We start from the raw sequence: 24,512 nt of genomic DNA, 5'->3' as shown, positions 1-24,512 counted from the left end.
GACTGCATGGGTAAGATTGATAATAATGGTTCTTTGCTAACGATCCAGTCGCCATCCTATGCCATTACACGAAATTCTCAAACCCCTCCCGTTTAGACAGTTGGACCGACCCTATGTGGTGCAGGTTTCGCTGCAGGGTATCAGTGAACCCTATTTAATCAGTGAAAATTCGCAACTCCGCGAAACTTTTCAAATACATTCATTACGCGAAGACGATATTTCTTTATTGAGTGGTCATCGTAGTGCCGATGCTGTGGCCAGTGTCTATGCCGGACATCAGTTTGGCGGTTACACGCCAAGACTCGGAGATGGGCGGGCAGCATTGATTGGCGGTTTGGAAGATCGTGATCAGCGAATCTGGGAAGTGCAGTTAAAAGGTTCGGGAATGACGCCTTTTTCCCGCATGGGTGACGGTCGGGCAGTATTACGATCCAGCGTGCGGGAATATTTGATGAGTGAAAATATGGCCGGACTGGGCATTCCCACAACACGCGCTCTGGCCATTACCGGCAGTGATGACGTGGTGATTCGCGAAGCACGGGAAACCGCTGCCATGGTTACCCGGGTCGCCCGCAGTTTTTTACGTTTCGGTCACTATCAGTTTTTTTTCCATACCAATCAGCATGAAGAGTTGAAGGCTCTGATCGATTTTACTCTGGAGCAATATTTTCCGGATTGTCTGAATCAGGCGGAACCGATCGCCGCACTGTTTACCGAAGTTGTTCAGCGTACCGCCCGACTCATTGCCGCATGGCAGGCACAGGGTTGGTGTCATGGTGTCATGAATACGGATAATTTCTCCATACTCGGCGATACCATTGATTACGGTCCGTTTGGTTTTATGGATCGTTTTGATCCCGCATTTATCTGTAATCATTCCGATGATTATGGTCGCTATGCTTACGATCAACAGCCAAAGATCGGATTATGGAACCTGGTGCAGTTGGGCAACTGCCTGACGCCCTGGGTGGCGGTGGAGACCTTGCAACGGGCGGTCGATGGTTACAATGACTGTTATCAGCGCAGCTATATGGCACTGATGGCTCAAAAGCTGGGAGTTGCCGAACTGGCAGAGGATCAGCGTGAATCGTTAACCATTGGCTGGCTTGAGTTATTGGGGCGCGGGCAGATGGATTATCATTTCAGTTTTACCGGGCTTACTCAGGCCGAACTTCATGAACGCAAACCGGATGTTAGAAATCATACTCTGGATCTCGCTGGTTTTGACGCCTGGTGGCAACAGTATTCCGATGCATTGAAGGGGACATCCGCAACTTCGCGGAGACAGCAGATGCACAGCCATAATCCTTATCTGGTATTGCGTAATTGGGTTGCACAGGAGGCGATTGAAGCGGCGGAGAAAAAAGATTTCACGTTAATCAATGCCTTATTGCCCGCCTTACAGCAACCTTTTCAGGAGTATCCGGAACTGGCGTCATACGCACAATTGCCACCGGACTGGAGCAAATCACTGGCGGTGAGCTGTTCGTCCTGACGAAGCATTGGCTTGCGCTTTGTTGCAAATATCTCCGGGGAATCCGTATATGCTTCTGGTATCATAATTGCCACTTCAAAGTTTCCCCACACTAAGCTGTAACATGAAAAAATATACCGGTTGGATCGTTCTCAGTACTCTGATTCTGTATTTAATGAGTGTTGCCGGATGGATCCCGCTATGGGCACCCACGCTGGCCGCCTGGAGCAGCAATGCACTGATGTGGCGTCTGATCGCCAAAAATGGTCAGCGACAATCCCTTGTTCTGATGGTTGCCGGCGGAGCAGCATTGTTGTTTGCCGGCAGTCAGGGATTATGGTTGCCCTGGCCGCAGATTTTCGCCGTTAACCTGCCATTGCTGGGAATGTTCGTCGCGGTGTCTTTCCTGGCTCTGGCCAATGTTGAAAGCGAGCAGAAAATATTGCCGCAGGGGAACCGGGCGCTGATTGCAACCGCCTTCGGATCGCATTTACTGGGTGCGGTTATTAATCTTTCGGTGCTGTTTGTATTTGGTGACCGATTGCAGCGCAACGGCGCCCTGAGTGACTCTCAGCGGGTGATTCTGGCGCGCTGTTTTTCGGCTGCGGCATGGTGGTCTCCCTTTTTTGTCGCCACCGGCGTGGCCATTACCTATGCACCTGGACTGCATTGGCAGGGGGTGCTGTGGCCCGGCTTGCTGATGGCGTTGATCGCTATAGGGCTGTCCATTCTGGAAGTCAGTCTGAACCGTAAAGTCGTGTTTGAAGGTTATCCAATTCGGGTTGAGAGTTTGATCATGCCGCTGTTCCTGGCGGTGGCCGTGATGCTGGCTCATTTCATCTGGTCAGGTATCAGTGTGCTGGTATTAATTTGTCTGTTGGCACCTGTCGGGGCAATGATGTTTATGCGAGGTGGTCCTGATCTACATGTCGTACATGAGTTCATCAATTATAAGCTGGCTAACATTGGCAGTCAGTTTGCGCTGTTTCTGGCCGCCGGTATTTTTTCTGCCGGCATCAAAGCCGTGATTTTACTGTATCCGGATGTGTTTGATCTGACAGGGTTTGAATTTGATCCCTGGTTGTTCAGTGTCGTACTGGCGGTAATGATTACGGCCGGAATGGTAGGAATTCATCCGATTGTCAGTGTGTCAGTGGTCAGCCCGTTGCTGTTGCCATTGAGCCCTGATCCGGTCCGTCTGGGGTTCCTGTATTTGTCCTGCTGGGCCATTTCCACCGGCACCAGTCCTTTGACCGGCGTTGGCCTGGCGTTGATGAGTCGTTATCAGGCTACCGCTGGCGCGATCATAAAAAACAACTGGCACTACACAGTGTTTATGTGGGGAGTGGCATCCGCAGTCAACGCCTGGGTGTTATAGTCGGCGGTTGATTTTCCATGCCGTGTTACCCCGGCGGTCTGCGGAAAGTGTGAGACTGTCGGGCAGGTCATTGATCCTGCTGTTTCAGTGCTGCCTGTTGTCTGAGGACGGTCACCGTTTCCCCACCGATACCCCAGTTGTCCGTTTCCACTTCGTCAATCACGACGACGGTCGTGGCAGGGTTTTTATTGAGAACATCCCGTAACAATTGTGTGACTCCGGAAATCAACTCTGCTTTTTGTTCTGCTGTGGCACCTTCTTTGGTGATTTTGATGTTGACGTAAGGCATGTGACGTTCCTGGTGGTTGAGATGGTTGTTGAGATAGCAATGATTGCTGGCGGCTAACATAAGGTTGAATAAAAGAAATACAATCCTGATGGAGTGGCTTTCGCAGTCAATAATGATGGCTGGATGTATCCGCTGTCGGCGATAGCAGAATTTCCATGTTGCTGGATTGGAAATACTGTGTTGCAGTAAACGCCGATACCCTTAGTTCCTCAGTGCTTGCCTACATTTTAACGGACTGACCTGAGGCAATTTCGATAAGGACAAAGCTGCTATAGTGACAGGCAATATAGGAGTATTTATGACCAGACTTGAAAACCTGATTCCCGTTGCGGGAGATGAAATGGATGCCGACCATATGCTTGGCCGTGTTCATTCCACCGATTCCTTTGGTACCGTCGATGGTCCCGGAACCCGCTTTGTGGTGTTTCTACAGGGGTGCCTCTACCGCTGTCTGTATTGTCATAACCGTGATACCTGGGATTTGAATGCCGGAGAGCTGCGTTCAGTCGGTGAGCTGGTGGAGGAAATCATCCCCTATCAACCATTTATGGAGATGTCTGAAGGCGGTGTGACGGTCACCGGTGGCGAGCCATTACTGCAGGCGCAGTTTGTGTATCGTCTGTTCAAGAGCCTTAAACACCTGGGTTTTCATACCTGTCTGGATACCAACGGTTATGCCGTTCATTACGATGACACCCTTGATGCGCTGCTCAGCTTTACTGATCTGGTCATGCTGGACATCAAACAGATTAATCCGGAGCGTCACAAAACCCTGGTTGGGGTTTCCAATCAGTACGCCCTAAAATTTGCCCGTTATCTGGCCGAACGCGAGAAGAAATTGTGGATTCGTTATGTCGTGGTGCCGGGGTATTCCGATGATCTCGATGATGCCGATGAATTAGCTCGTTTTGTGGCCCAGTTGGGCAATGTGGAAAAAGTGGAATTATTGCCGTTTCATCAATTGGGTGAACACAAATGGAAAGAAATGGGTGAGGAGTATGCATTGAGTGACATAACGCCTCCTTCATCTGAAACCATGAAACGTATCAGTGCTGTTTTTAACAGTTATGGTCTTGCGACAGGAGAATATTAATATCGTCTATATGATTGCTGTCTGATAGATAGTTAGTACAGAAATAATCTGTACCTGAAATCCTCACAAACACCCATCCAAAAATAAATACAAAAAACAGTTAAAGGTGAATTTTCCGGTCTTTAAAAAAGCATCGGATGTGTTGTTTATGTCCTGATTTTTTATCCCTGTTTCTATGAATTTTGAATCACAATTATTTTATGAAAATAATTAATTGTTCCGTGAATTCAACATGATCTGAGTCAATAGGAAAAATGCTGATACCTCTACATTTAATGGCAATTCATTGTTGCTGATTATCAATGAAAATGACTTTCTTGGTAGTTATAGGAGGCCCTGAAAATGGCCAATAAAAAAGTTGAAGCATCCAATCCAGACAAAAGCCTGGCGAGTTTAGATGCTCTGATCGAAAGGGTAAAAGTTGCTCAAAGGGCGTATGCCCGTTTCACTCAGGCGCAGGTTGATGAAATTTTTCGTCAGGCTGCACTGGCCGCTAATAATGCGCGTATCAGTCTTGCTAAAATGGCGGTAGAAGAAACCGGAATGGGTATTGCCGAAGATAAGGCGATCAAAAACCATTTCGCTTCTGAAATTATTTACAACAAATACAAAGACGATAAAACCTGTGGAATTCTCGAAGAAGATACCGCCTACGGCATTATGAAAGTGGCCGAGCCTGTTGGTATTCTTGCCGGTGTGGTACCGACTACCAACCCGACATCCACAGCGATCTTCAAATCATTGCTGGCCCTGAAAACCCGTAATGGTATTGTCTTTTCCCCCCACCCAAGAGCGAAAAAATGTACCGCTCTGGCCGCAAAAATTGTGATGGATGCAGCCATTGCAGCCGGTGCCCCTAAAGACATCATTGCTTGTATTGAAGAGCCAACCGTGGATCTGAGCCAGCACCTGATGCGCCATCCTGACATTAACATGATTCTGGCTACTGGTGGTCCAGGCATGGTACGGGCAGCATATTCTTCCGGTAAACCTGCTATTGGTGTGGGTGCTGGTAATACCCCGGCGGTTATCGATGAGTCTGCACACATCAAGCAGGCTGTTAGCTCAGTACTGATGAGTAAGACATTTGATAATGGTGTCATTTGTGCCTCCGAACAGTCTGTCGTTGTGGTTGACAGCGTTTATGATCAGGTTAAAGCTGAATTTCAAGCCCGTGGCGCTTATGTCCTGTCTGCCGAGCAGAAAAAGAAAGTGGGTGAACAGGTTATCGTCAACGGTTCAATGAACCCGGCCATTGTTGGACAGCCTGCTTACAAAGTGGCTGCCATCGGTGGTGTTGAAGTACCGAAAGAAGCCAAAGTGATCATTGCCGAGTGTGACGCGATTGATCTCGATGAGCCTTTCGCTCATGAAAAACTTTCCCCAACTCTGGCGATGTATCGGGCCAAAGATTTTGACGAGGCGCTGGACAAAGCCGTTGCACTGGTTGAACTGGGTGGTATGGGTCATACGTCTGTATTGTATACCGATCAGGATCACAACCGTGAACGTATCGAAGAGTTTGGTCGTCGTCTGAAAACCGGTCGTATCCTGATCAACATGCCAGCCTCGCAGGGTGCCATTGGTGATCTGTACAACTTTAAACTGGCACCGTCACTGACATTAGGCTGTGGTAGTTGGGGTGGTAACTCCGTTTCTGAAAACGTGGGTCCTAAACACCTGATCAATGTGAAAACTGTTGCGAGCCGGCGTGAAAATATGTTGTGGCATAAAATCCCCAAAGATATCTATTTCCGTAAAGGTGCATTGCCTGTCGCACTGAGCGATTTGAAAGGTAAGAAGCGGGCGCTGGTGGTCACCGATCCGTTCCTGTTTAATCAGGGTTATACCGAGCAGGTGACTGATGCTCTGCATGCGCAGGGACTTGAAACCGACGTGTTTTATGATGTTGAACCCGATCCAACACTGCGTACCGTTAACAAAGGCGTGGAAAAATGTAATGCCTTTAAACCAGATGTGATTGTTGCCTTTGGTGGTGGTTCACCGATGGACGCAGCCAAAATCATGTGGGTCATGTACGAGCATCCGGAAGTTCGTTTCGAAGATCTGGCGTTGCGTTTTATGGATATTCGTAAGCGTATTTACCACTTCCCGAAAATGGGTATCAAAGCCCTGATGGTTGCCATACCGACCACTTCAGGTACCGGTTCTGAGGTAACTCCGTTTGCCGTGGTAACTGATGAAAAGACTGGTGTGAAATACCCAATCGCTGACTATGAACTGACACCCAATATGGCCATCATCGATCCTGATCTGGTGATGAATCTGCCACAGGGTCTGACTGCCTACGGCGGTGTCGATGCCTTGACCCATGCACTGGAAGCTTACGTCAGTCTGTTTGCCAACGAATTTACCAATGGTCAGGCGCTGGAAGCGATTCGGTTGCTGTTCAAATATCTGCCCAGCTCCTATAAAAATGGTAAGGATGATCCCAAAGCGCGCGAAAAAGTTCACTACGCAGCGACGATGGCGGGTATCGCATTTGCTAATGCATTCCTGGGAGTCTGTCACTCCATGGCTCACAAACTGGGTGCGCATTTCCATGTTCCCCATGGTTTGGCCAATGCGCTGCTGATCAGCGAAGTGGTGAAATACAACGCGACTGATGTTCCGGTTAAACAGGGGACTTTCCCGCAGTATAAATACCCGCAGGCGAAAACCCGTTATGCCAGGATTGCTGATTACCTTGAACTGGGTGGCAACAGTGTCGATGAAAAAGTGGAACTGTTGGTTGCAGCGATTGATCAGTTGAAAGCCGAGCTGAACATACCGAAAACTATTCGGGCGGCTGGTGTCAATGAAGTGGAATTCATGGAAAAACTGGATCTGTTATCAGAGGAAGCGTTTGATGATCAGTGTACTCCGGCTAACCCTCGTTATCCGATGATCAGTGAAATCAAAGACCTGTATGTAACAGCCTTCTACGGACAGCCTAAAGCAGTGGTGCAGCCTGTGAAGGAAGTGGTTTCCAAATCAGCGTCTAAGAAAACTGAAGAACCCGCTGCCTGAGACAGCACCTGCCGATAACTGATATCAGCAGACAAAAACACCCGACAGGACAACCTGCCGGGTGTTTTTTTATGTCGAACTGTTTTCTCAGCCTTGCAGTAATGCCAGCAAAGCTTTTGCAGTATCCGCTGAAGAGGCCGGATTCTGACCGGTCACCAGTTTGCCATCGGTTACCACATGGGGCATCCAGTCAGCGCCTTTACTGTAATGACCCCCGTTTTCTTTCAGCATGTCTTCCACCAGAAATGGCACTACATCGGTCAGTTGTACCGCTGCTTCTTCGGTATTGGTAAATCCGGTAACGGTTTTGCCGTTGACCAGAGGCTGACCATCGCTACCTTTTACATGGCGCAACACACCTGGAGCATGACAGACTGCTGCAACAGGCTTGTCGGCACCGGCGAACTGTTCAATCAGGCTGATAGAGGCGCTGTCTTCGGCCAGATCCCACAATGGTCCGTGACCGCCTGGGTAAAATACCGCGTCGAAGTCATTCATGTTGATATCCTGGAGTGTTTTCGTGGCAGCCAGAGCGGCAACCGCTTCTGCATCTGCTTCAAAACGACGGGTTTCATCGGTCTGAGATTCCGGTTCATGACTTTTTGGATCCAGCGGTGGTTGTCCACCTTTTGGAGAAGCCAGAGTGATGGTGGCGCCGGCATCTTTGAAAACATAATAAGGGGCTGCCAGCTCTTCCAGCCAGAAACCGGTTTTGTGCCCGGTGTTACCAAGTTCGTCGTGAGAGGTGAGTACCATTAAAATTTGCATGTCGAAATGCTCCTGAAATTGTAAGTTGATTCAAAATAGACCGGTCGTCTAGTTTTCAGTGATAAAAAATGCAGGTATCTACCTGCTATTGTGATTGCATTGTCAGGGGATCAACATCCCCTTGGTTGTCTCAAAGGCACTGTATAACGGATCAGAGCTTTGCGTGATTTTGGCCATCAGGCTCGCCCCGAGCCACAGTTGATACAAGGTTGTTGCCGTTGCCGAAGCGGTATCCGGTGCCAGTTTCAGGCTGCCTTCCGTAATGCCCCGAACCATTGCGTCTGCGAGTCTGGCAATAATATTCTGCGTGCCCTGATGTAATACCGCGCGCATGGCAGCAGATAAATCGCTGACCTCGGCTGCCAGTTTAACCACCAGACAACGGGTACCACAGGCTTCCTGACTTCCCTGGGTTTCCAACCAGTACTGCCAGTACAGCATCAGATTATCAATCGCCGGATAATCCTTGCGAGTCAGGATCTGTTCCATGGTGATCAGATACTGCTCAAAGTAATCTTCCAGCATGGCAACGCCGAAGGCTTCTTTGGATGCGAAATAATGATAGAAGGATCCTTTCGGGACTTCCGCCGCTTTCAATACTTCGTTCAAACCAACGGCACTGAAGCCTTTGCAACTGATAATTTCCTGCGCAACTTCAAGGATGTGCTGGCGACTGTCTTTTGAATGTTTCGTCATAGTGGCGCGCATCCTAGTTTAAATTAGACCAGTCGTCTAGTGATTTTTTTTTTAAAGAAATCTCTGTGACAGGCTGGCCGTCCACCCAAGGAACCGGAAAATCATTATCTGCGCCGCAATGCGACGTTAAAATCCGGCAAAGTTGTATGAATTCCCCGAATCTCATCATGCACAGGTGGCAAGCCAATGGAAGTGGTGCCTGCGTCAATTGCTTACCGGGCGCTCATAGTGACAGCATTGAGTTTGGCAATAACTGTGTCATTGTGGTTTTCAGCCGCCCGTTCAATAATCATCGGCGACATTCACAGCAACAGGTTGAAACAATGGAAACAAGTGTTGAGATAATTGCACCGGTCATCGCGTTGGTGGCATGGTCGATGGTCATGTGGGTTTGGATGTATGCCACCCGTCTGCCGGCCATGCGCAAGGCTGGAATCAAACCGGACCCAAATGCACCGAAAGGACAGCAGATGTCGGCTTTGCCACCGTCCGTGCGATGGAAAGCCGATAACTACAATCACCTGATGGAACAGCCCACCATCTTTTACGCGCTGGCAATTTCCCTCGCGGTTATTGGAAATGGCAGTGGAGCTAATTTGTATTTGGCCTGGGCATATGTGTGTCTGCGTATTGCACACAGTCTGGTCCAGGTGCTCGGTAATCGAATTGAAATCAGATTTGTTCTGTACACATTGTCCAATATTCCGCTGTTCGGCTTAACGTTCAATGCTGCTATGTTTTTTATTCGCTGAGATGTTGAAATTTTCAGAGTACGATTGGCCGGGTTGTTTTGACTTCGGTGCGAAATGAACGACGCCATGAATCAATTATCATGATTATAAATATGCCGTTCCCTAAGTTCAGAAGTTCAATACCCACCGAACCAGCGTCAATCCCAGTAGACTGATCCAGAAGATGGCGATCAGATTCAGCATCAACCCGGTTTTGGCCATATCGGCAATGCGTAACTGACCGGAAGAAAAAATAATCGCGTTTGGAGGGGTTGCCACCGGCATCATAAACGCACAACTGGCAGCGATGGCGGCGGGAATAACCAATGTCATGGGAGTATTGCTGATGGACATGGCAATCGGGCCGAGCAGTGGTAAAAAGCCGGCAGCGGTGGCAGTGTTGCTGGTGATTTCAGTCAGGAACACAATCACGGTTACGACGATAATCGTCATTAACCACAACGGCATGGCATCGAGTGCTTCCACCTGCAGGGCGATATAGTCAGCCAGGCCGGATGATTTGATCAAACCTGCCAGACTTAATCCGCCGCCGAATAACAACAAAACCCCCCAGGGAACCTTGGTTGCATCCTTCCATTTGAGCAGACGCCGGTTATGCCTGTCGATTGGACAGGCAAACAGCAGGCTGGCAGAGAGCATGGCAATAATCGTATCATCCAGCGGCAATCCGGTTATCTTGGCAATGAGCGGCCGGAACATCCAGGCCAGTGCCGTCAGGGCAAAAATAATCAACACTGCCGTTTCCTCCCGTTTTACCGGGCCTAACTCATTTAACTGCAAACGAAACGTCACCTTGGAGCATCGGGTGGCATTTTTGTCCACCTGATAAAACATCTGTGTCAGCCAGAGCCAGGTACTGAACAATAGCAATACTGTTAATGGGATGCCCACCAGCATCCATCTGGCGAAACTGATTTTGATGTGAAAGTTCTCATTTAAATAGGCGGCCATCAATGCATTTGGCGGTGTTCCGATCAATGTCGCCAGACCACCGATGGAGGCGGCATAAGCGATACTCAACAGCAATGCTTTGTTATACGGGGCATCGGTTTGTTCGTCTGTCTGTGTCATCTGAATAATGGACAGGCCAATAGGCAGCATCATCACCGTAGTGGCCGTGTTCGACATCCACATGGATAAAAAGGCCGTCACCAGCATGATACCGGCGATCTGCTGGCTGGGTTTGCTGCCTGTTAGCAGCATGGTTTTGAGCGCAATGCGTTTGTGCAAAGACCAGCGTTCCATGGCGATGGACAACATGAATCCGCCCATGAACAAAAAGATCAAAGGATGCGCGTAAGAAACCGCCACGGCATTAATGTGATTAATTCGCAGTAGCGGTGCAACCACCAAAGGCAGGAACGATGTGACCGGAATCGGGACCGCTTCGGTAATCCACCAGGATGCCATCCAGAACGTCAGACCAATGGTAAGCCAACTGGCTTCCGACAAACCTGCCGGAGCCGGAAGTATGATTATCATCAGCATCACAACCGGTCCCAGTAGCAATCCAAACCAGGATCGGTTTTCCTGTTTTACGTGCATCGACATGGTCGTATTCCGCAGTCGATTGTTGGTCTTATTAACCTGGCAAGCATTTATGCCGGATTAATAATGTGATGCACAGATGCACCACGCCATTGGCATAGCCAATGAGAGCTCCGAGAAATCAAAACACTCTATTTGATTACCTGATTAATAGTTTAGTGCAGATTGAACATTTTTGAAGGCTTAAGAAAAGCTTTGAAAGCCATCTTGTAGTGCCCAGCTTACGTGGTGCCGATAATGCCCTGAACGACCCCTGTCAGAATGCCGGCCGGCAGACTGACTGGTATGGAAGAGTGATTAGCATCCTATTTGGTTAGCCAACACATAATTGCCTCAGATCAACTTTTTGAGGGTCTCCCAGAGGTTTTGTTGAATATCAGTAATATCTAACCTAGCATCGCATGGGCCTCGGTAGTAGGGATGGGGCAATGATCATTTAAGGAGGAAGTATGTTTTCACATGATTCTTTTATGCCGAAACGGCAGCGCAATTTTCTTTCCAATCTCTGTTTACTTGTTTTCATATTATGCTTTTCGTTACCTGCCTTCAGTCTGGCCGCAGTTGCCTCTGACACCGATGGCGATGGTATACCGGATACCCACGATAACTGCCGCGAAGTCATCAATCCAAATCAACTCGATTCTGATAGGGATGGTTTTGGCAATGTGTGTGATGCGGATTACGACAATAACAATATTGTGAACATGGATGATTTTGATATTTTTCTGTTGAAATTTGAATCGAAAGATCCGGCCGCAGATCTCAATGGTGATAGCGAGGTTGATATTGCTGATCTGTCTGCCTTTTATGCCTTGATCAATACGACACCCGGACCGGGAGCACTGCAAACTGAGTTTGAATCCGGCATTTTGGGAAGGGTTGTGGATATTGCCGGAGTGGTCGTTGCCGACAGCACCATTACGGTTTATCAGACCGGCGAACCAGTGACAGCCGATGTTGATATCGACAGCGACGGCGCATTCAGTGTTTTTCTGCCGGCTGAGGAATCATTCAGCCTGAACGTCAGCGCACCCGGCTATTCCACTCAGGTTGTGCCGATTCTTTCGCCACCGGCCGATGGTCAGGTCGTTATCACCGTCACGCTGATTAAGCGGGGCGAGGTGATGGTTATCAGTGATCCAGGTGTGACAACTCAATCTGCCGCCGCCGGTGCCGGCGTGACATTTGATAAAGCCGATTTTGTGGACTCTAACGGACAGCCTGTTGAAGGGAATATCGAGTTAACCATCACCCCTGTCAACGTTGCCAAACCGGCTTCGATGGCGGCTTTCCCGGGTAGTTTTTCAGGTCTGGCGGAAGGTGAGGATGAACCGTCGCAGATTTTCAGTCTCGGGACGGTTGAATATCATTTTAGTCAGAATGGCGAAACCGTTAATTTGGCTCCAGGTGCCAGTGCCGAGGTGTTACTGCCGATGTATGCCACCCACTATCAGGATGGCAGTGATATCGCCGTTGGCCATACGATTCCCATCTGGTATCTGAACGAATCAACCGGTATCTGGCAACAGGAAGGCACTGGAGAGGTGGTTGCTTCTGAAGATTCACTCACCGGGTTGGCCCTCAGAGCCACCGTTCATCATTTTTCCTGGTGGAACGTGGATTTAATTGCCTCGACTGCATATGTGAAAGTAACGGTTCTCGGGGATACCGTTGGTACGGCCGATATTGTGGCCACGGCCAAGCGTTTAAGCTGGAAGAATGCAACCACGACTGTGCGTGTGGGTGGTACCACTGATGCATTGCCCATCCCCACGGGTACTCCAGTCCAGATCAGTGCGTTTATTCGCTACGACGACGGCTCTTATGCGATTGTCACCTCGGAAAGTATCACCGCGGAAATCGGTCAATTGCTGACGGTTGCATTAAAAGCAGTGACCACCGGTGCCATTAATATCACCAGTATTCCGGTTGGCGTCATCGATGATCAATTGGATATTTACACCGTGACGGATCAGCCGGTACCGATTGAGTTCATACCACTGACTCGTGAAGACTCGGTGATTTATGTCGTCGTAGAAGGCGAGCTGCCGGATGGCTTAACCCTCGAAAGTAATGGGCAGACTGGCAGAATTACGGGGAATCCCTCGGTGCCGGGCACCTACCATTTTGAGGTTGTGGCAACCGATTCAGATGGGTATGAAGATGCTATCAGCGTGACATATGTGGTGGAAAACATATCCGAAAAATCCATCAACCTGCCGTTTAGCAAAACCAGTAAATTTGGAGTTCTTTTAGGTTTGCACAGTGGTCAGGCAACCATAAACTGGAATGATGGCAGCGACGTGGATGTTGTGAATACGGATTTGGGAGGGGGAACTTATGGGATCGTCCATGAATATGCTTCGCCGATTGCGGGCAGTATTACGATTACATTTTCCAATGGTTTGAATGCTGCAAAAAATCTGGGATCTTATAATCCAGGCGGCGACGCAAGACCGATGTTTAGCTTCGATGTATCCCGATTGGCAGTCCTCGCTAACCTGGAAACGGTTAATTTCTCAGGCAATGGCTCGTTAACAGGAACGCTGCAATCACTTCCCGACAGTCTGATCGGAATAACCTTTACAGGGCCTGAAAGTCATGTCGTGGGGACTATTGAGACTTTAAATCCCCAATTAAAAACACTGCAATTGGGCGGTTATGGTGGGATCACCGGTGCGATTAAAGATTTGCCTCGTGGGTTTACTACTTTATATCTTGGTGGCCGAGGAACGGATATTACCGGAGATATATCTGAATTGCCTGGCTCTCTGCAATATGTGTATCTACAGGGAAACGGCAAAGTATCATTGACTGGTGATATTGCTGATTTACCGGCGCACATACAAACAGTCTTTTTACAAACTGATCAGAATATTGTGGGCAATATCGCCGATATTCCAGATTCTGTGACAGGCTTTTATGTCAGCAATTCAAATACGATTACCGGGAACATAGCGAATCTTCCCAGTGGATTGGGGTACTTCAGTGTTGCTGGTGAGAACACAATCTCCGGTAACCTCGCTGATATTGGTCCTAAGGTTTATTCATTATATGTATACGGGAATAACACCATAACCGGTAATATTGCCTCATTGCCCGAAGGCATTAGGAGTGTGGTGCTTCAGGGAAAAAATACCGTGTATGGCGATCTGGCCCAGCTGCGTGCAAATGATATTCATACTCTATATCTCACAGGTGCCAATACCGTTGATGTATTCAGCGAGTTACCTGTCTGGGTACCTCATAATCTGAATCATCTGATTCTGGGGCAGGGCGGAAGTTCGGGGTTTGATGCGGATGAAGTTGATCGGTTTTTGAATTATCTCAGCAATACCGTACCCGATGTGAAAGATGGTCGTGTTTATATCTATCGTACTCATGATGCCTCACCAACCACCGCTGCTGATGAGGCGATTTCCAGGTTAGAAGGTAAAGGCTTTACGGTCTTGACCAGATAATGTCTTGCGGCAGTCTGTTTATTCACAGCAGACCGCCGCGTTCTCTTTGTTCTGTAACGGCTGGGCAGGGTTATTTAACCCGCTCCGCGCCTTGTCCAAATAATACTTTTTTCTCTTCTTCGCTGAACGGTTTGGTCTCGGGGACGATCTGTTTGGCCAGTTCGTAGGCTTTAATCACGGCCGGTCTCCGGGCCATCGTTTCAAACCAGCGCTTTAAGTGCGGGAAAGCATTGATATCCTGCTGCTGCCGTTCATAAGGTACCACCCACGGATAACAGGCCATATCGGCGATGGAATAATCCCCGGCAATGTATTCCCGGTCGGCCAGGCGTTTGTCGAGCACGGCGTACAGGCGTGAAGTTTCTTTAACGTAGCGTTCGGTTGCGTAGGGAATGCGTTCCGGTGCATAGACGCTGAAGTGATGGTTTTGTCCGGCCATGGGGCCGAGTCCACCCATCTGCCAGTTGAGCCATTGCAATACTTCATAACGGGCATGCAGTTCTGTGGGTAAAAACTGTCCGGTTTTTTCCGCCAGATATTGCAGAATGGCACCGGATTCGAACACCGATACTGACTCGCTGCCATCGGCCGGATTGGTATCAATAATGGCCGGAATGCGATTGTTGGGGGAATGCTTCAGAAAACGTTCACCAAACTGTTCCCCTTGGCCGATATTAATGGGCGTGATGGTATAGGGCAGTCCGGTTTCTTCTAAAAAAATAGTGATCTTATGGCCATTGGGGGTGGTCCAGTAAAACAGTTCAATCATGATGTTCTCCAATGCAGAGTGTGCTGATGCAGCCTTACAGGTGGTTCAAGAGGGTATGAGTGTGGTTTGATAAACCGGCATGCCTTCGTAATCCTGTTTACCCAGGGCAACGCCATAATGACGCAGAATTCCATAGGCCATACTCAGATGAAAGTAAAAGTTGGGCAGAAAGTAATGCACGATAAAATCCGGGCGGCTGAAGATACGGGCCTGACCGTGCATCTGTACGGTAATGGTGTCGGGTGGTGCCGTGGAATGGCTGTCTGACAGCGTGGTCAGCCAGTCGCGTACGGAGGTGACATCGCTGATCAGCTCGGCAAAGCGACTGGCCGGTGGCCGGAACCGGGCTCCAACGCCACGATTGAACACTGCGTAATCCGGATCTTCCGCACAGTCCGGGCCTGCCGCCAGCAGCCGGGTCAGAGTCCCCCGAACTGCCGTGGTCACAATTTCAATCTGTTGCTGCATCGGCAGCATATCAGCAGACAGGCGCGCATTCAGCAGATCGGTTTCTTCAATGTCGTGTTGCTGGGCATGAGCACGGGCTTTGTCCAGGCAGCCGATGGTGTTTGTCAGCATGCGGCTGATGATCGCCGTCAGCGGTAGTTGGCAGTCGAAAGTCATCGTTCTGATTCGTTGCGTAATGATATGGAGATTGTGCAGTATTAAAATGATTTTGATAATTAAGGTTATTGTTTAATGACTTTCAAATGAGGTTTGAAAATGTACGGTCTGGGTGAGTTGCGATTGTTTTTACGAGCGGCGGAAACCGGCAACCTGAGTCTCGCCGCGCGTCAGCTGGATCTGACACCTGCGGCCGCCAGCGCCGGGATCAAACGGTTGGAACAGGATCTGGCGGTCAGGCTGTTTGAGCGCTCCACCCGTTCCATTCGTTTGACTGCAGAAGGGGAATTGTTCCGGGAATACGCTGCCCGGGCCTTATCGACATTGGCAGATGGTGAGGCACAGGTAAGGACCGGACAGTGTTCGCTGCAAGGGGACATCCACCTTTCAGCGCCGACCGATCTGTCGCGTCAGGTACTGTCTGAATGGCTGGAGGGTTTTCACCAGAGCTATCCGCAGGTGCGGATTTTTGTGCATTCATCTGATGGTCTGCATGATCTGTGGCGTGATGGAATTGACCTGGCTATTCGTTACGGTCAACTGCAGGATTCCAGCATGGTGGCGCGGCGGCTGTGTGAAGTGGAACAGATCCTGTGTGCGGCTCCCGAATACCTTCGTGATCACGGTGAACCTCAGGTTCCGGCGGATTTGGCAGCCCATAACTGCCTGACCATCTTTAATCGTGGGCGTCAGACTTCTAACTGGACGTTTTACCAGAATGGACACCCACTGACCGTAAAAGTAAAAGGTGACCGCAGCAGTGATGACAGTTCGCTGGTGCGGCAATGGGCATTGAATGGGGCCGGTATCTTGTACAAAGCGCGTATTGATTTGCAGCGTGATATTGATCAGGGCCGGCTGGTAACCCTGTTGCCGGATTATCAGGGTAATCGGGTGGCGTTGAACGCGGTATACACCGATACCCAGTATTTGCCGCTGAGGGTACGGACGCTGCTGGACTATCTGCTCAGCTGTTTCGGTCAGTATACTGAGTGACGCTAGTGAGTCAGTTGTTTCAGGCGCAGACAGCGGACCTGATTGCGCCCTGCGTTCTTAGCCAGATAGAGTTGTTCATCAGCCAGCACCAGCATGTGTTCGAAGTGTTGCTGGTCCAGTTCATCACAAATGCCAAAGCTCATCGTGACGGTCAGCTGCTCAGCGATCTCATGCCATGGGTGATGTTCGATCCGGCTGCGAATACGTTCAATCAGCTCCTGCGCGGCTGCCGGGGTTGTGCCGGGCAGGGCAATGACCATTTCCTCGCCACCATAGCGGGCCAGTACGTCACTGTCCCGTAACGAGCTGTTTAAAATCTCGGCAACCTGCTGCAATACCTGATCTCCGGTGGCATGAGAGAAGCGGTCGTTGATCTTTTTGAAGTGATCCACGTCGCCGAGCACAATGCAGAACGGCCGCTGATAAAGCAGCGCCTCCTGATGCAGCCGGTCAACCTCTTCATTGAAAAATCGACGGTTATACAAACCGGTCAAACTGTCGCGAATACTCAGTTCTTTGAGTTCCTCCGCCTGTTTAACAATCGTGGCGTGAGACTCCTCCAGTTGCTTATAAGCCTCCACCAGCCGGGTATTCATGTTATTGAATGCCTGCCCCAGGCGGCCGGTTTCATCCCGGGTATTGATATCCACTTGCTGCTCCAGATTGCCGGCACTCATCTTTTCCACTGCGGTGGTCAGTTGTTTCAGGGATCGGACCAGCTTGTTACCTTCCCAGAAACCAAACGGAATCAGAATCAATAAAGACAGTCCGGTGGCGTACAACAAAGATTCCTTCAAGGTATTGAGATAAGTTGTATCGGTACGGGTCAGCGGTGGCGTGCCACTGGGCAGAACATAAGCCACCACTTCGTGGTTAATCGTGATCGGATCTGCATCTGCGAGTGTCTGCTGATCAACCTGTTCACCGGGTTGATAGGTTTTACCGCCAATAATGTTACGACCGGAAGGATCAAACAGCGCAAACTGAAAACTCGGGCCGTTCAGGGGCTGCGATCCTGGTTTTCTGGCTTCGGGATCGTTAGCAGGGGGCCATGGTCGGTTGTGTTGAGCTATGCGGGCCAGACGGGCAGCATCGGCGTCGGTGTTCCAGGAGTGTTTTTGGTCGATATACCGTTCGATCATGCGGGCAAAATTCTGATAATGCACCTGTTTGGCGCTTTCGATAAAACGTTGCTGTACTTTCCATGGCGTAATCAGAGCAAACAGGATGATGACCAGTAAGTTAGAACCAATTAGGGCAACAATCAGTTTGGTTTTTAAGGAGTTCATGGCTTTTTGCATTCAACAGGTGTGAGTATCACGACATATTACTGTATTCGGGGGTGATTGAATAATTGCGTTCACTATCAATGCAGCGTTAAAAAACTGCGCTAATCCGTTATCTATGGCGGTAAACTGCCGCTTTAGTAAATTGTTTCGTTGCCGGAGTTCATATGTATTTGTTGTCCAGTCAAACTGAGCTTCTGGATCAGGCCTGGAAAGTGTTTGGGCATCGCATTTTTGAATGCGGCATACATCGTCATCGCGCCCATGAATGTCTGTGGGTACTCAAAGGACAGATCAGAGTGCAGGTGAATGAACAGGTGTATGATCTGTCCGGTGGGGATGTCATCGTCATCAATGGCGATGTGCCGCATGCGACCCGCGCCGCCAGTCAGGATAACATTGTGATTTGTGTGCAGAATCAGTTTGATCCAATGGTCAATGTCGACTGCGGGCCATGGCTCAGTAACCCGGTACAGCTGGCCAGCATGAATCATCTGCGCAGCAGCATGGCCCACATCTGGTGGGAACATGAATATCGTAAACCGCATTGGGAACTGGCAGTGCAACGGTATCTGACTGAAATACAATTATTGTTTCAACGTTATTTTCCCGCTCAGGAACATCCGGTTGCTGTCGTTTTGCCCGATCAGCATAAACGGCTGGATGCACTGATTCACTATCTCGAACAGCATTATAGTGAGCACATTTCCTTAAGCCAGCTGGCCGAACGGGAAGGATTGTCAGAAGCCTACCTGAGCCGCTATTTCAAAGAACACACCGGACACACCTTTCACCGCTATTTAACCCTGCTGCGATTGGAACAAAGCATGGTGGAATTGATACAGACCAGCCATTCCATCGCTGCTATTGCATTGAGCCACGGCTTTCCTTCCATCAAAGCCTATAACACTGCATTTAAACGTGAATACAACTGTACTCCGGGCGAGTTTCGCCACCGCAAGCAACAGGACCCCATAGCCCTCGGGCGCATTTATGGTGATTACGATCCCGCCAACCTGATTCGGCTGTTGACCCCGTGGCTGGATCAACAGGCACTCTATTTATAGTCGGCATCAAAAAAAGACCATCGTCGAGGTCAAAAATGGGATAGTTCGAAAGCAGGATCATAGTGACAATGGCAATCACAACAAATATAAAAAAAAGAGATTGAACATGAAAAAACTCACCATGATCGAGAAAGTCGGCTATGGCTTCGGTGACCTGGCCAGCAATGTCGTTTTTACCACCGTTGGCACTTACCTGATGTTTTTTTATACCGACGTATTCGGCATATCGGCAGCCGTTGTCGGAACATTGTTTTTCGTTACCCGCATGTGGGATGCCATTTCTGATCCCCTTATGGGCATCATTGGTGATCGAACCGAAAGTCGCTGGGGCAAGTTCAGGCCGTATCTGTTATTCACACCGGTACCGCTGGCCATCGTCGCTGTGATGACATTTACCACGCCAGACATCAGTGAATCCGGCAAAGTGATTTGGGCGTTCGCCAGCTACATTGCCCTCATGACACTCTATACCGTGATCAATATTCCATACTCATCATTGCCGCCTATGATTACGGATAGTGCGGTGGAGCGTGGTGAGCTGGCTTCCTACCGAATGCTGCTCGCGTTTACCGGAGGTCTGCTGGTCAATGCCGGCACCATTCCATTAATGAATTATTTTGGTGATGGTGATCAGCAACTGGGTTATCAGCGTGCCATGATGCTGTTCAGCGTTATTATGATGGTATTGTTTTTTGTGTGTTTCACCCTCGTTCGCGAGCGTGTGCCGCCGCTGCCACAAACCAGCTCGTTGAAATCGGATTTTAAAGTTGTGATGCGAAACCGGGCCTACTGGACGATTATCATGATTGGCGTGCCGGTGTTCGCCCTGTTGATGTCACCCTTTGCCGTCGGCATGTATTTTTTCAGTTATAACGTCGGTGACCAGTCGGCGGCGGCGCCATTCTTTACCCTGGGTACACTGGGAATGATTGCCGGAGCCGTGGTGTGTATTTTTGCAGTTAAAAAAATCTGTAAGCGGACATTGATGATCGCCGCGCTGATCGGTTCCTCGCTGACCATCAGTCAGATTTACTGGCTGGATCCGGAAAATCTTCGTGGTATTTATACGATTGTCTTTATCAACCAGTTCTTCCTGGGCATCAGTGCCACAAATCTGTGGGGATTGGTCGGGGATACCGCTGATTACATCGAGTGGCGTTCCGGGCGTCGGGTGGTCGGACTGGCGACCAGCTCGGCGACCTTCTCCCATAAATTTGGTATGGGGTTGGGTGGTGCGTTGGTCGGTTTTGCACTGAGTTCCTCCGGTTATGTGGCCGGTGCAGAACAAACACCCGAAGCATTAAATACTATTCTATTGTTCATGAGTCTGGTGCCAGGCACAGGAGCCTTATTGATTGCGGTCATTACCTCGTTTTACCCGGTGACCCGGAAAATAAGCGAACAGGCTCAGGCCGAACTGACAATACGACGCAATCTGGCGATAGCAGAAACGTCCGGCGAAGAAGTTACCCTGGCTTCTGACCGAGGCATTCTTTACACCAGATAAGAAGAGGTCACTATGTTTGAGTCATTAAAAAAAGCACCGTTTAATCTCGATGACACCGCCCTTGCCTGGGTACGGCAGCAATATGACAGCATGGATCTACAGCAGCGGCTGGGGCAATTGTTCAATCTGCTGGTGATGGATGAATCCGATGAACAACTGGCTGTAATTCGTCACCTGCAACCCGGTGGCATCACCCGTTCGGTGGGCCGTGAACTGCAACCCGAAATCAACTACATGCAGGAACTGCTGGCGGCTTTCGATTGTCCTCCGCTGGTCAGTGCGGATGTGGAAGGCGGACAAATGAGCTTTGCCTTCGGCAGCTCCATACCCAATCAGCTCGCGCTGGCAGCATTGAATGATACCGAAGTGACCGGGCGCTGTGCATCAATCCAGGCCCGCGAATCCAGGGCCCTTGGCATCAACTGGACGTTCACGCCTGTAGTGGATCTGAATCGTAATTTTCGCAGTGCCATCGTTGGCACCCGTTCATATGGTTCTGATCAGCAGACCGTCATACAAATGGGACGGGCCAATATCCGTGGTTTTCAACACAATGGCATGGCCGCAACGGCCAAACACTGGCCTGGCGATGGCTATGATGATCGCGACCAGCACCTGGTAACATCAGTGAATCCACTTATCGTTGAAGACTGGCATCAACAGTTTGGAACCCTGTACCGATCCATGATCGAAGAGGGTGTCATGTCCATCATGTCGGCCCACATTGCCTTGCCGGAATATATGAAACTGCACACCGACGACCCTGAACAGTGGTGGCGTCCGGCGAGTATCAACCGCTTACTCAATCAACAGCTACTGCGAGAAGAACTGGGCTTTAATGGACTGATCGTTTCCGATGCATCCGTCATGGCGGGACTCAGTGGCTGGGCTGATCGTGCCACCATCATAGCCGAACTGATTGAAAACGGTTGCGACATGGTTTTGTTCTGTCGTGAACCGGTGGAAGACATGGCCTATCTAATGGCCGCTGTACGACGAGGAGACGTGTCGGAACAACGTATTCAGGAAGCCGTATTACGGGTGCTGGGGATGAAAGCCGCATTGGGACTGCATCGCACACCACCGAAAACCGATATCACCGTCTTTGCACAAAAGGCGGATATGTCCGGGGTTTATGCCCGTTGCCCCACACTGGTCAAAGACCGGACCGAATTTCTACCGGTATCTGCAGAACGGCATCCACGCGTGCTGGTGTTCTCTCCGGGCATTCAACACGTCATGCTGGAACAGCCGATACCGCTGCAACTACCGGATCAGCTCCGGGAGGAAGGATTTGAAGTGACCCTGTTTACCCCGGGAATGGATGTTCAGACTCGCGATTATGACTGGGTTCTATATCTGCTGGCCGAAGAATCCAGCCTACTGCGTTCACACATCTACATCGACTGGTTCCGATTACATGGTGGATTCATGCCAGCGATGACCCGTTACTGGGTCGACATTCCGACAGTCATGGTTTCGTTTGGGCACCCATATTTCCTTTATGACGCGCCCAGAATACCGACTTACATTAATGCCTATTGTGCAACGGCAGAGATGCAGGTCGCGGTATTGTCCGGTTTGCTTGGTCGTGAGTCTTTCAACCGTTTTAACCCCGTCGATCCTTTCTGTGGTTCAGAGCAGGGCCGCTACTGACAACAAAAACAGGGTGCGCCATGGCACCCTGTCCGTCCAATCTGTTTTGCAACGATGACAGGTTTAACTGTCGCTGAAGATCATTCTGTTTTTATAGGGTCTTTTTTGTCTGGTCTTGGAGGAATCAAATCCAATACCTCTGGCGGCAGAAAACCCGTTCTTACCTGCTCACGGGTATCCGCACTGTAGATATGGACATCACCCTCCGCCACCGTGGCTTTAATGCGGGGAGTGAGTTCAAAGAAATGAAACTCAAAGTTTTTGGGGCCTTCCGGGCAACCGAGTTTTACGCAACTTTCGTCCCACCAAAGCTGGATCTCTCCCTGACCGGAAATTCCGGTGATTAAAGAAGGAAAGTATCTGCTGGATGGATAGCGTTTAAGCCATTGCTTGATCTGTTTTTGTTTTTCTTTGGGAATCTCCACCGTCGCTTCATAAAAGGTCTGGTTACGATAAGAAAACCAGCGCGCCCGCACCGTATGGGGTAAGGGGATCCAGCCCATACTGGCAGACGCTCCTCCGGGCGGCCGTTTGCTGACGTCTCCGGTTCCGCCTGATAACGAACCTACCGGAATCTGCCATGCTTCATTGATGATCAGATACTCCACCCAAATTGGCCAACCAGGGCCGCCAAGCCCGCCGGTGTCAAAACCATAGTCATAGGTTTTTTCTTCACAACCACTGAGTAGTAGTGATAGCAACAATAGCCAGAGCAGAGATTTAATGCTGCTCATGCGGTGTCTCTCTGCCATCGCTATAGATCACTCAATTTTCGTGGCATCTGTTTTGTCCGATTTTGGAGGAATCAGATCCAATACCTGCGGTGGCAGAAAACCTGTTTTCACCTGTTCGCGGGTATCTGCACTGTAGATATGAACATCCCCTTCCGCCACTGTGGCTTGAATGCGGGGAGTGAGTTCAAAGAAATGAAACTCAAAGTTTTTCGGGCCTTCCGGGCAACCGAATCCGACGCAGCCAACGTACCACCAAAGCTGCATTTCTCCTTTGCCGCTAATCCCGGTTGATAAAAGTGGTAGAAATTTTTCCCTGGGATATTTTTTTAACCATCGCTTAATCTGCTTTTGCTTGTCCTCAGGAATCTCCACCGTTGCCTCATAAAAGGTCTGGTTACGATAAGAAAACCAGCGCGCCCGCACCGTATGGGGGAGGGGGATCCAGCCCATACTGGCAGACGCTCCTCCGGGCGGCCGTTTGCTGACGTCTCCGGTTCCGCCTGATAGCGAACCTACTGGAATCTGCCATGCTTCATTGATGATCAGATACTCCACCCAAATTGGCCAGCCGGGGCCGCCAAGCCCACCGGTATCAAAACCATAGTCATAGGTTTTTTCTTTACAGCCACTGAGTAGCAGTGACAGTAGAAATAGCCAAAGCAAAGGTTTAGTGGTGCTCATGCGGTGTCTCTCTGCCATCGCTACAAATCATTTTGTCTCCACGGAGTCTGCTTTGTCCGGTCTTGGAGGAATCAAATCCAATACCTCTGGCGGCAGAAAACCCGTTCTTACCTGCTCACGGGTATCTGCACTGTAGATATGAACATCACCCTCCGCCACTGTGGCCTTGATGCGGGGAGTCAGTTCAAAGAAATGAAACTCAAAGTTTTTCGGGCCTTCCGGGCAACCGAGCCCGACGCAGCTTGCATACCACCACAGCTGGATTTCACCTTGTCCGGCAAAGCCTACTGATAGATCCTGAAGATATTTTTCTGTCCCATATTTTTTAAGCGACTGTTTGATCTGTTTTTGTTTTTGTTTGGGAATCTCCACCGTCGCTTCATAAAAGGTCTGGTTACGATAGGAGAACCAGCGCGCCTGCACCGAATGGGGTAGAGGAATCCAGCCTACATTGGCAGAAGCTCCACCTGGCGGCCGTTTGCTGACATCTCCGGTTCCCCCGGATAACGAACCCACCGGAACTTGCCTTGCTTCATTGATGATCAAATACTCCACCCAAATTGGCCAGCCGGGGCCGCCAATACCTCCTTCCCGGAAACCATAGTCGTAGGTTTTTTCGTCGCAGCCACTGAGTAACAGTGACAGTAAAAATAAGACGTGCAGAGATTTAATGCTGCTCATGCGGTGTCTCTCTGCCATCGCT

At 49.7% G+C, this 24,512-nt stretch carries 20 protein-coding genes; 10 read left to right on the top strand and 10 right to left on the bottom strand.

All coding sequences use genetic code 11. From position 1 onward, the window contains the following. Positions 1-58 precede the first annotated feature (58 nt). On the top strand, positions 59-1,495 hold the full coding sequence (locus YC6258_RS22145) for a protein adenylyltransferase SelO (RefSeq protein WP_044618844.1): 1,437 nt from the start codon (positions 59-61) through the stop codon (positions 1,493-1,495). A gap of 103 nt (positions 1,496-1,598) precedes the next feature. Beyond that, positions 1,599-2,852 (top strand): hypothetical protein, encoded by a 1,254-nt coding sequence (locus YC6258_RS22140; protein WP_044618843.1) that lies wholly within the window; start codon positions 1,599-1,601, stop codon positions 2,850-2,852. Positions 2,853-2,919: 67 nt separating this feature from the next. Here the strand turns inward: YC6258_RS22140 and YC6258_RS22135 are convergent, their stop codons facing one another. Continuing rightward, a complete protein-coding gene (locus YC6258_RS22135) occupies positions 2,920-3,201 on the bottom strand; it encodes a 2-hydroxymuconate tautomerase family protein (RefSeq protein ID WP_082070846.1) in 282 nt (93 codons plus the stop codon). Between the two features lie 238 nt (positions 3,202-3,439). Here YC6258_RS22135 and pflA point away from each other — a divergent pair, with 238 nt between their 5' ends. Together pflA and adhE are read left to right on the top strand one after the other, a co-directional pair. Next, positions 3,440-4,234 (top strand): pyruvate formate-lyase-activating protein, encoded by a 795-nt coding sequence (gene pflA / locus YC6258_RS22130; RefSeq protein WP_044618842.1) that lies wholly within the window; start codon positions 3,440-3,442, stop codon positions 4,232-4,234. Between the two features lie 342 nt (positions 4,235-4,576). After that, the gene (adhE, locus tag YC6258_RS22125; RefSeq protein WP_044618841.1) at positions 4,577-7,264 is read left to right on the top strand and encodes a bifunctional acetaldehyde-CoA/alcohol dehydrogenase; all 2,688 of its coding nucleotides are present in this window, start codon (positions 4,577-4,579) and stop codon (positions 7,262-7,264) included. An 87-nt stretch (positions 7,265-7,351) separates the two neighbouring features. Here adhE and YC6258_RS22120 read toward each other — a convergent pair whose 3' ends face one another. Together YC6258_RS22120 and YC6258_RS22115 are read right to left on the bottom strand one after the other, a co-directional pair. Further along, positions 7,352-8,032 (bottom strand): type 1 glutamine amidotransferase domain-containing protein, encoded by a 681-nt coding sequence (locus YC6258_RS22120; protein WP_044618840.1) that lies wholly within the window; start codon positions 8,030-8,032, stop codon positions 7,352-7,354. A gap of 102 nt (positions 8,033-8,134) precedes the next feature. Further along, positions 8,135-8,728, bottom strand: a complete 594-nt coding sequence (locus YC6258_RS22115) for a TetR/AcrR family transcriptional regulator (protein ID WP_245626980.1) — start codon at positions 8,726-8,728, stop codon at positions 8,135-8,137. 167 nt (positions 8,729-8,895) lie between these two features. Here YC6258_RS22115 and YC6258_RS22110 point away from each other — a divergent pair, with 167 nt between their 5' ends. Further along, complete coding sequence (locus YC6258_RS22110; protein WP_245626979.1) at positions 8,896-9,480, top strand: MAPEG family protein; 585 nt, start codon at positions 8,896-8,898, stop codon at positions 9,478-9,480. Between the two features lie 108 nt (positions 9,481-9,588). On the opposite strand, the gene YC6258_RS22105 is transcribed toward YC6258_RS22110, so the two are convergent. Then, complete coding sequence (locus YC6258_RS22105; RefSeq protein WP_044618838.1) at positions 9,589-11,031, bottom strand: SLC13 family permease; 1,443 nt, start codon at positions 11,029-11,031, stop codon at positions 9,589-9,591. Positions 11,032-11,477: 446 nt separating this feature from the next. Between YC6258_RS22105 and YC6258_RS22100 the strand changes: the two genes are divergently transcribed. After that, positions 11,478-14,489 (top strand): putative Ig domain-containing protein, encoded by a 3,012-nt coding sequence (locus YC6258_RS22100; protein WP_044618837.1) that lies wholly within the window; start codon positions 11,478-11,480, stop codon positions 14,487-14,489. Between the two features lie 70 nt (positions 14,490-14,559). Here the strand turns inward: YC6258_RS22100 and YC6258_RS22095 are convergent, their stop codons facing one another. Continuing rightward, on the bottom strand, positions 14,560-15,258 hold the full coding sequence (locus YC6258_RS22095; RefSeq protein ID WP_044618836.1) for a glutathione binding-like protein: 699 nt from the start codon (positions 15,256-15,258) through the stop codon (positions 14,560-14,562). Between the two features lie 45 nt (positions 15,259-15,303). Beyond that, positions 15,304-15,882, bottom strand: coding sequence for a DUF1993 domain-containing protein (locus tag YC6258_RS22090; RefSeq protein ID WP_052830484.1), 579 nt, complete (start codon positions 15,880-15,882; stop codon positions 15,304-15,306). Between the two features lie 99 nt (positions 15,883-15,981). Here YC6258_RS22090 and YC6258_RS22085 point away from each other — a divergent pair, with 99 nt between their 5' ends. Beyond that, positions 15,982-16,878 carry a LysR family transcriptional regulator gene (locus tag YC6258_RS22085; RefSeq protein ID WP_044618835.1) on the top strand — a complete coding sequence of 299 codons (897 nt, stop codon included), beginning with the start codon at positions 15,982-15,984 and terminating at the stop codon, positions 16,876-16,878. A 2-nt stretch (positions 16,879-16,880) separates the two neighbouring features. Here YC6258_RS22085 and YC6258_RS22080 read toward each other — a convergent pair whose 3' ends face one another. Beyond that, a complete protein-coding gene (locus tag YC6258_RS22080; protein WP_044618834.1) occupies positions 16,881-18,167 on the bottom strand; it encodes a diguanylate cyclase in 1,287 nt (428 codons plus the stop codon). Positions 18,168-18,331: 164 nt separating this feature from the next. Between YC6258_RS22080 and YC6258_RS22075 the strand changes: the two genes are divergently transcribed. The 3 genes from YC6258_RS22075 to YC6258_RS22065 all read left to right on the top strand — a co-directional run bounded on the left by YC6258_RS22075 (position 18,332) and on the right by YC6258_RS22065 (position 22,394). Next, positions 18,332-19,231, top strand: coding sequence for an AraC family transcriptional regulator (locus tag YC6258_RS22075; protein WP_044618833.1), 900 nt, complete (start codon positions 18,332-18,334; stop codon positions 19,229-19,231). 106 nt (positions 19,232-19,337) lie between these two features. Further along, positions 19,338-20,738, top strand: a complete 1,401-nt coding sequence (locus YC6258_RS22070; RefSeq protein WP_082070845.1) for an MFS transporter — start codon at positions 19,338-19,340, stop codon at positions 20,736-20,738. A 12-nt stretch (positions 20,739-20,750) separates the two neighbouring features. After that, a complete protein-coding gene (locus YC6258_RS22065) occupies positions 20,751-22,394 on the top strand; it encodes a glycoside hydrolase family 3 protein (protein ID WP_044618832.1) in 1,644 nt (547 codons plus the stop codon). A gap of 80 nt (positions 22,395-22,474) precedes the next feature. On the opposite strand, the gene YC6258_RS22060 is transcribed toward YC6258_RS22065, so the two are convergent. Genes YC6258_RS22060 through YC6258_RS22050 form a run of 3 tightly spaced genes read right to left on the bottom strand, consistent with a single transcriptional unit; the run spans position 22,475 to position 24,490 of the window. Continuing rightward, on the bottom strand, positions 22,475-23,128 hold the full coding sequence (locus YC6258_RS22060; RefSeq protein ID WP_052830483.1) for a DUF2931 family protein: 654 nt from the start codon (positions 23,126-23,128) through the stop codon (positions 22,475-22,477). A gap of 27 nt (positions 23,129-23,155) precedes the next feature. Beyond that, positions 23,156-23,809, bottom strand: a complete 654-nt coding sequence (locus YC6258_RS22055) for a DUF2931 family protein (protein WP_052830482.1) — start codon at positions 23,807-23,809, stop codon at positions 23,156-23,158. Positions 23,810-23,836: 27 nt separating this feature from the next. Continuing rightward, on the bottom strand, positions 23,837-24,490 hold the full coding sequence (locus YC6258_RS22050; protein ID WP_052830481.1) for a DUF2931 family protein: 654 nt from the start codon (positions 24,488-24,490) through the stop codon (positions 23,837-23,839). Positions 24,491-24,512: the final 22 nt, after the last annotated feature.

It is taken from the genome of Gynuella sunshinyii YC6258 (assembly GCF_000940805.1).
GTDB lineage: Bacteria > Pseudomonadota > Gammaproteobacteria > Pseudomonadales > Natronospirillaceae > Gynuella > Gynuella sunshinyii.
Note: the sequence above shows the minus strand (reverse complement) of the source record. Positions and strands in the feature narration are given on the sequence as shown.

Coding starts and splice junctions, on each gene's coding strand:
- YC6258_RS22065 (WP_044618832.1), top strand. CDS start 20,751: ATGTTTGAGTCATTAAAAAAAGCACCGTTTAATCTCGATGACACCGCC.
- YC6258_RS22075 (WP_044618833.1), top strand. CDS start 18,332: ATGTATTTGTTGTCCAGTCAAACTGAGCTTCTGGATCAGGCCTGGAAA.
- YC6258_RS22050 (WP_052830481.1), bottom strand. CDS start 24,490: ATGAGCAGCATTAAATCTCTGCACGTCTTATTTTTACTGTCACTGTTA.
- YC6258_RS22105 (WP_044618838.1), bottom strand. CDS start 11,031: ATGTCGATGCACGTAAAACAGGAAAACCGATCCTGGTTTGGATTGCTA.
- YC6258_RS22115 (WP_245626980.1), bottom strand. CDS start 8,728: ATGACGAAACATTCAAAAGACAGTCGCCAGCACATCCTTGAAGTTGCG.
- YC6258_RS22120 (WP_044618840.1), bottom strand. CDS start 8,032: ATGCAAATTTTAATGGTACTCACCTCTCACGACGAACTTGGTAACACC.
- YC6258_RS22145 (WP_044618844.1), top strand. CDS start 59: ATGCCATTACACGAAATTCTCAAACCCCTCCCGTTTAGACAGTTGGAC.
- YC6258_RS22055 (WP_052830482.1), bottom strand. CDS start 23,809: ATGAGCACCACTAAACCTTTGCTTTGGCTATTTCTACTGTCACTGCTA.
- YC6258_RS22070 (WP_082070845.1), top strand. CDS start 19,338: ATGAAAAAACTCACCATGATCGAGAAAGTCGGCTATGGCTTCGGTGAC.
- YC6258_RS22085 (WP_044618835.1), top strand. CDS start 15,982: ATGTACGGTCTGGGTGAGTTGCGATTGTTTTTACGAGCGGCGGAAACC.
- YC6258_RS22080 (WP_044618834.1), bottom strand. CDS start 18,167: ATGAACTCCTTAAAAACCAAACTGATTGTTGCCCTAATTGGTTCTAAC.
- YC6258_RS22060 (WP_052830483.1), bottom strand. CDS start 23,128: ATGAGCAGCATTAAATCTCTGCTCTGGCTATTGTTGCTATCACTACTA.
- YC6258_RS22100 (WP_044618837.1), top strand. CDS start 11,478: ATGTTTTCACATGATTCTTTTATGCCGAAACGGCAGCGCAATTTTCTT.
- YC6258_RS22095 (WP_044618836.1), bottom strand. CDS start 15,258: ATGATTGAACTGTTTTACTGGACCACCCCCAATGGCCATAAGATCACT.
- pflA (WP_044618842.1), top strand. CDS start 3,440: ATGACCAGACTTGAAAACCTGATTCCCGTTGCGGGAGATGAAATGGAT.
- YC6258_RS22090 (WP_052830484.1), bottom strand. CDS start 15,882: ATGACTTTCGACTGCCAACTACCGCTGACGGCGATCATCAGCCGCATG.
- YC6258_RS22135 (WP_082070846.1), bottom strand. CDS start 3,201: ATGTTAGCCGCCAGCAATCATTGCTATCTCAACAACCATCTCAACCAC.
- YC6258_RS22140 (WP_044618843.1), top strand. CDS start 1,599: ATGAAAAAATATACCGGTTGGATCGTTCTCAGTACTCTGATTCTGTAT.
- adhE (WP_044618841.1), top strand. CDS start 4,577: ATGGCCAATAAAAAAGTTGAAGCATCCAATCCAGACAAAAGCCTGGCG.
- YC6258_RS22110 (WP_245626979.1), top strand. CDS start 8,896: ATGCACAGGTGGCAAGCCAATGGAAGTGGTGCCTGCGTCAATTGCTTA.